The sequence below is a fragment of the Paracoccus sp. MC1854 genome (assembly GCF_014164635.1).
Taxonomy (GTDB): Bacteria; Pseudomonadota; Alphaproteobacteria; order Rhodobacterales; family Rhodobacteraceae; genus Paracoccus.
The window spans coordinates 1-6118 of record NZ_JACJFU010000067.1 but is presented as its reverse complement, the minus strand read 5'-3'; the positions used below and the strand labels follow the sequence as shown (position 1 = coordinate 6118).

General features: G+C 64.5%; 6 protein-coding genes. 2 read left to right on the top strand and 4 right to left on the bottom strand.

Features of this window, described 5'->3' with window-relative positions; genetic code table 11:
• Positions 1-114: 114 nt before the first annotated feature.
• Genes H5395_RS18620 through H5395_RS17430 form a run of 4 tightly spaced genes read right to left on the bottom strand, consistent with a single transcriptional unit; the run spans position 115 to position 3054 of the window.
• Positions 115-888: a hypothetical protein gene (locus H5395_RS18620; protein ID WP_220495113.1), complete on the bottom strand. Its 774-nt coding sequence runs from the start codon at positions 886-888 to the stop codon at positions 115-117.
• Positions 879-1280 carry a hypothetical protein gene (locus tag H5395_RS17440; RefSeq protein WP_182793797.1) on the bottom strand — a complete coding sequence of 134 codons (402 nt, stop codon included), beginning with the start codon at positions 1278-1280 and terminating at the stop codon, positions 879-881. The genes H5395_RS18620 and H5395_RS17440 overlap by 10 nt, the downstream gene beginning before the upstream one ends.
• Complete coding sequence (locus H5395_RS17435) at positions 1277-2602, bottom strand: recombinase family protein (RefSeq protein ID WP_182793796.1); 1326 nt, start codon at positions 2600-2602, stop codon at positions 1277-1279. Before H5395_RS17435 ends, H5395_RS17440 begins: the two co-directional genes overlap by 4 nt.
• Positions 2599-3054, bottom strand: coding sequence for a DUF2924 domain-containing protein (locus H5395_RS17430; RefSeq protein WP_182793795.1), 456 nt, complete (start codon positions 3052-3054; stop codon positions 2599-2601). Before H5395_RS17430 ends, H5395_RS17435 begins: the two co-directional genes overlap by 4 nt.
• 336 nt (positions 3055-3390) lie before the next feature.
• Between H5395_RS17430 and H5395_RS17425 the strand changes: the two genes are divergently transcribed.
• Positions 3391-5592 (top strand): hypothetical protein, encoded by a 2202-nt coding sequence (locus H5395_RS17425; protein WP_182793794.1) that lies wholly within the window; start codon positions 3391-3393, stop codon positions 5590-5592.
• A gap of 89 nt (positions 5593-5681) precedes the next feature.
• Entirely contained in the window at positions 5682-5921 is a 240-nt protein-coding gene (locus tag H5395_RS17420) for a hypothetical protein (protein WP_182793793.1), read from the top strand.
• Positions 5922-6118 lie beyond the last annotated feature (197 nt).

Genomic DNA, 6118 nt, shown 5'->3' with positions numbered 1-6118 from the left:
TGAAGGGCTCATGGAACGCCCATTCCTCGTCCGACATCAGGTCTCGTGCCAAGCTGGTCTCCATCGCAGATACCGGCTTGAATCACGATCAGCGCGCCATGAGAATCCCTTTTGTCAACAGGACCTACGCGCCTTGTGCGACTTCAGCGTCTCGAGGATCGCCTGCGTCGAATGCCGCTCGTGCACGAACAGGGGCAGCGTCGGCAGGGTGATCTGCTGCCGCTCGGCCTTGCCCGCCCAGTTCAGGAAGGGCTTCGTCAGGCTGCGCAGCCGCGCCGCGCATTGCGAGAGCGATGTGAAACGCTCCTCGGTGCCTTTCCAAACCTGCGGCTCGGCAAAGACCATCGCCTCGCTCTTCTCGGAGGCGTCCGCCACCAGGTTCAGCAGCCATTCGGCAAATGGCCGCTCGCCGTTCTCGTCCCAGGACAGTTCCGGCGAAAGGCTGGAATCGTAGCGGTAGGTCTTGGGCGGCTTGCGATGCGAGAACTGAGCCTCGACGCCAACATCCGGCCGCAGCACGGCCTCATCGGCATGGGCATAGACCGCGGCGCCGTTCCCCGCCGGCATCGGTTTCGCTTTCACCTGCGCGGCGGTTGGCACCGCCTTGCCATTGGCCAACGAGACCGATCGGCCCCGCCCCTTGCCCTTGACCAACAGCCCTTCGGCCACCATCGCATCGCGAGCGGCATGGTAATCCTCCTCCTCGAGATCCGGCAAATGGTTGCGGATGCCAGTGATCAGCGCCTGATTGCTGATGGTGGAGCCGTTCTGAGGGACGAGAGCAAGGATATGATCGCGCAGGAAATCCGACATTGGAATCGATGGAACCTTCGAAATAAACAGCTGTTGCACGAAGCTATTGCCCGCAAATGCGTTTGTCAGCTGCAAACTCGCCTATGGTCGAGTGCGGCGCGTTGATCGGACCATTCCGCAGGGAGCGGCTCCATCAGCCGGGCAAGCGTGACATCCGGCCCCTGCCGCCCATCGAGGATCGTCGAGACCAGCTCTGGGGCGAGCAGCGTCAGCCGAAGCAGTCGCGTTAGGTAGGAGAGTGCGATCCCCTCGCGCGCCGCCAGTTCGGCGATGGTCGTGAACTCACCAGACTCCAGCATCCGCTTCCAACGGAACGCGCGCGCCAGCGCCTTGATCAGTGCGCTGTCCAGCGTGCGCTCTGGTCGGAAGCGGTCGGGCAACTGCATCTCCTTGCGCCCGCCGCGCTTCACGATGCGGAATGGCACGTGGATTGTGAGCGTCTCGGGGACCGCCATCGCGCGTGTCATGCTGCTTCTCCTACGTCCCCGGCCAGCATCTCGCGCGCGAGGGCGCTTAAGCCGTCGACGCGGAGCCGGACGTTCAGGCCCTCGGTTCCAATGTCGACGCGCTCGACCAGCAGCGCCACGATGCGCGCCTGTTCGGCGGGGAACAGTTCGTCCCACAGTGGATCCAGTTGCCGCAGCGCCGTACGGGCGTCGGCTTCGGTGATGTCTTCAGCGTGGGTGCGCGCGGCCTTCCACGTGCCCGCCACGACCTCGGGCTGGCGGAACACGGCGCGCAGCTGGACGATCACGGCGGCTTCAATCTCGCCCGCTGGCACGCGGCCGACTGAACACGCACCAGCACCATGCTTCAGCACAGTCTGACTGACGTAGTAGCGGTAAAGCCGGTCGCCCTTGCGGGTGTGGGTCGGCGAGAACGCCGCGCCGTCCGGCCCGAACAGCAGACCCTTCAGCAGCGCAGGCGTATCGGCGCGGGTCCGTGCAGCCCGCTTGCGGGGGCTTTCCTGCAGGATGGCGTGAACCTTGTCCCACATTTCGCGGTCGATGATTGCGTCGTGTTCGCCCGGATAACTGTCGCCCTTGTGGACGGCCTCGCCGATGTAGGCGCGGTTGCTGAGCATCCGGTAGATGTATTTCTTGTCCATCCTGTTTCCTCGTGGCGTGCAAATGCCGCGCCTCCCGACCTCCCGCGCCAGTTCCGTCGCCGAGCCGATCTCGAGGAAGCGGGCGAAGATCCAGCGCACATGGGCGGCGCCTTCCTCATCCACCACCAGCTTCCGGCTCTCGACGCGATAACCATAGGGCGGCACCCCGCCCATCCACATGCCCTTCTTGCGGCTAGCCGCCACCTTGTCGCGGATGCGCTCCGCGGTCACCTCGCGTTCAAACTGGGCGAAACTGAGCAAAATGTTCAGCGTCAGCCGTCCCATGGACGTGGTGGTGTTGAAGGACTGTGTCACCGAGACGAAGGTGACCTCGTTCCGGTCGAACACCTCGACCAGCTTGGCGAAGTCGGCGAGCGAACGGCTGAGGCGGTCGATCTTGTAGACCACCACCACGTCGACCAGACCGTCCTCGATGTCCTCCAGCAGCCGCTGGAGGCCGGACCGGTCCAGCGTTCCGCCCGAGATGCCGCCGTCATCATACTGATCACGGACCAGCACCCAGCCCTCGGAGCGCTGGCTGGCGATGAACGCCTCGCACGCCTCCCGCTGGGCGTGAAGCGAGTTGAATTCCTGCTCCAGCCCTTCCTCGGAGGACTTCCGGGTGTAGACGGCGCAACGCAGCTTGCGGACCAGTTTTGACGTTTCTAACGGCTTGGTCATGGCCGCCCCCTGTGGTTCTTCAGCCCGAAGAACACCCAGCCGTTCCAGCGGGTGCCGGTGATCGCGCGAGCAATGGCAGACAGCGACTTGTAGGGCCGCCCCTGCCATTCGAAGCCATCGGCGGTGACGGTGACGATCTGCTCGACGCCCTGCCACTCGCGCAGCAGCCGCGTGCCGGTGATCGGACGGTCACGGTCGGCGCGCATGCCGCGCTTCTTTCGGTCGCCACCGTCCAGTTCGTCGCCCAGCCGTTCCAGCCGCCGGATCGTCTCGGGCTTCAGCCCGCCGTAGGCCAGTTCCTGGATGCGATAAGCCAGCCGGCTCTCCAGGTAGCGCCGGTTGAACGGCGGCGGCTCGCTGTCGAAGAGGTCGCGCCACTGCTGCTTCAGGTCGGGCGTGGGCGTGGTCTTGAGCGCGGCCAGGCGCGCGGGGATGGGATCGGGCTTGTTCATGCGGTTCTCCGGTGCGTCGGAGTTGCATGACGGCATTGGTCGGGCGGAGAGTGTAGGCAACGTTCTCCGGCGTCGTCAGATACTTCCCGCCGATCCCGCATCTTCAACCGAACCAGCCCGAGCGCCAGCAGGCGGCACAGCTCAGTGCGGCGCTCGGCCGGGGTCATCAGCATGGGTGACAGGGGATTGGGTCGTTTCATCAGGATCAGCCCGGTTGCTTCTCCTGAGGAAAAGCCACCTGGGACAGCCGATCGGGACATGAGGCTGCAAGACTTGCGCGTTCCATTGCCGGTCGGGTCTACTCATCCGGAGATTGTGCTGGATGAGGACGCTGCCATGAGCCGGACGTATCGTAACCTCGGACCGGAAACGCTGGAACTGGTCGAGACGGCGCCGCTTCCGCTATTGCAGGAGATCCTTGCCTTCCGCGGATCGGAGACCGAGCCGCTGGTGGAATTCGAATGGCCGGAATGCAGCGACGACGATGAAGGCGATGATCTTCGCGCGAACCTGCTCGATCAGTTGAACGCAAAGGCGGTGGAAGTGCTGCGTCCTCTCGAGGATCGCTGCGGGCGGATCAGACGGCTGTCTCTCGGGAAAGGACCCAGCTCCCTCGAGCATGTTGCCCAAAAGCGGCTGTCTCACGAGGAACACGAAACCTTCACCTCCCAGCTGGACCCTCTCTGCCGCAGTGGCTGGATCTTTCTTCGGCATCCGGCGGACTTCGAAGATGCAGAAGCGTTCCTTGCGGCCCGCCAGTACCGGGATCACGGCAAGCTGTACGACTCCTTCGAGGTCAAGGCCGACGATCCGAGCGCCGCCACCGACTCGGAGGCCATTGATGCAGACGCCCTGGCCTCGCTGCTCACGGCCAAACTGGAGCTGCCGTCGCGGGTGAGCATCCGAACCCTCGACCTCCCGAAAACCGGCAGCCATCCGGCCTCGGTGATGGTGATCGTGCGCCACGCGGGCCCTTTGTCCAGCGTGTTGAGCCACAAGGACAATGGCATGCGCGGGACCATCTATTACCGCCCGCCCAACGAAGCGACCCTGATCTGGACCCCGACCCTCGGCACCATCGAGATCTGTGGACCAAGCCCGCAGGTGCGCAAGAAGGCCGCCGACAGCTTTGCCGAGGTGGTGCTCAAGGCGGACCTCTCGAACAAGCCCTTGAGCTGGCGCTATTATGACCTGACCCGGTTTCACCACACGCTTATGTTGCCGCTGCCGGTTTGGGATGATGTCGAGATCTCGAGGGCGCAGCTGATCGAGGTCGAGATGCGCCTGGGCGACTGGTCCCGGCGGCTGTCCCTGCGTGTGACCATTGATGACGATATCGAGACGGTTGCCCGGCAATACCTCGGAGGATCCACGCTCCTGAAGCGAGCCGAAGGGTTCAGTCGCCTTGTCGTGGCCGTGCACTACGCGCGGCCGGGCGACCAGAAGCAACGAACTTTGGAGATCTCCTTCGGCGATCGGCGCTCGAATGTGCAGAGCAAGCATGATCCTGATGAGCGCGACCTGGGCTATCGACTGCTGCAGTTCTGGGGCGTCATGAACAAGCTTCGGGTGCTCGAGAGCGAGGAAATCGCGCAGCTGCTGCCGGCGCTGCTCGAACTTCACGATCTGCCCGAAGATGAGATCAGCGGCGGGCACCTGCGCCGGATCGGGCTTGATCCGAAGCGGTTGCACGATGCCGGGATCCTTGCATTGCAGCGACGCCAGAACATTGTCCTCGTGGACGACGCGGACGATTTCGGTGATGTGAGCATCGCCGCCGGAGACCGGCCGGGCGAGGTGACGGCGATCGGCACATTCGGCGAAGACCTCGGTGGGCTCCCCATCGAGGATGTCCGCAAGTACATCATCAAGCGTGACTGGCTCGAAGAAACGCTGCTGGCGGTTCTAAAGTCCCTGATCGGACGCGCATCCGTCCAGCAGCTGGATGCCGATCTGGCCTATCTCGGCCGGTGGCGGGCAGATGGCACCGAGATCCCCATCTACTTCGCTCGCCGTCTTGGACAGTCCGCGACCCTGCAGCGGCTGGATGCCTTGTTGCGCAGCCGCCAGGACGGAGGCGTGGGGATCGTTCTCACGGCGGCACAGACACCCTTCACGCATCTCGGGCCCAATGTGGTGATTCCGCTCGCTGACGTGCTGTACGCCGGCGTGATCGGCGATGAGGCGCAAGCTGCCATACTGGTGCGCTTCCGCGCGTCAGGCTGGGTGGCTCGCGGGGGCAGCGAGGTCGCGTTGCACAAGTTCGGACACCAGTCCGGCATGCTTCACATGCCCGGCAAGGTGCCGCTCGCGATCGCAGGACCCAAGCAGATGATGATCATCGATCGCTTTGTCGCCGCGCACAGGGCGGGGCGACCGGACGTTCCGACGGGCGAGATCGTCGAAGGCACCGGTGTCAGAAGTCCCGCCGACGCGTGGCGCTCGGAGGCGCGCAAGACGATCATGGGCATTTACTTCGAGAATAACCGGCGCGGGCACTGGCGTCTCAAGACTGACGGGATCTGCGCCGCAGTCTGAATGTCGGACGCTGGTCCGACATACGGGGGGACGACCGTCCGATATTCCGACACCCATTGAAAGGGCTCACTCATCAGAGGAGCACTTCAATGCCGACTCCCTTCCACTCCCGACCGATCCGCTCGGCAAGCGCCTATCAGACCGCCCGTGCCACGGGCTCGGCTGCCGACTGGCGCTGCACAGGCTGCGGCAAGCTGCTCGGCATCCGCCGTGATGGGCTGATGCACCTGAGCTTCGCCCGCGGGCACGAATATCTCGTGAGCTATCCCGCCACGGCGACCTGCCGCGGCTGTGGGACGCTAAACCAGGCGACCGCGCGGGCGCGCTGACGCACCCCCCACCTCTCCCGATCATCAGAGGCGCACGACGCCCTGAGCAGGCCCGCGGGAGGCGCTGGACTGCTGCGCGACAAACAGGATGAGATTCCGCGTCAACCTGGATGAGACGCCGCGGTGGGCATGTGACGGAGGAGGGCGTAGCCCCGACCGGAGGCGCACGCCCACCGCAGCGGGCATTTTGCGTCTGT

Coding starts and splice junctions, on each gene's coding strand:
- H5395_RS17425 (WP_182793794.1), top strand. CDS start 3,391: ATGAGCCGGACGTATCGTAACCTCGGACCGGAAACGCTGGAACTGGTC.
- H5395_RS17435 (WP_182793796.1), bottom strand. CDS start 2,602: ATGACCAAGCCGTTAGAAACGTCAAAACTGGTCCGCAAGCTGCGTTGC.
- H5395_RS17440 (WP_182793797.1), bottom strand. CDS start 1,280: ATGACACGCGCGATGGCGGTCCCCGAGACGCTCACAATCCACGTGCCA.
- H5395_RS17430 (WP_182793795.1), bottom strand. CDS start 3,054: ATGAACAAGCCCGATCCCATCCCCGCGCGCCTGGCCGCGCTCAAGACC.
- H5395_RS17420 (WP_182793793.1), top strand. CDS start 5,682: ATGCCGACTCCCTTCCACTCCCGACCGATCCGCTCGGCAAGCGCCTAT.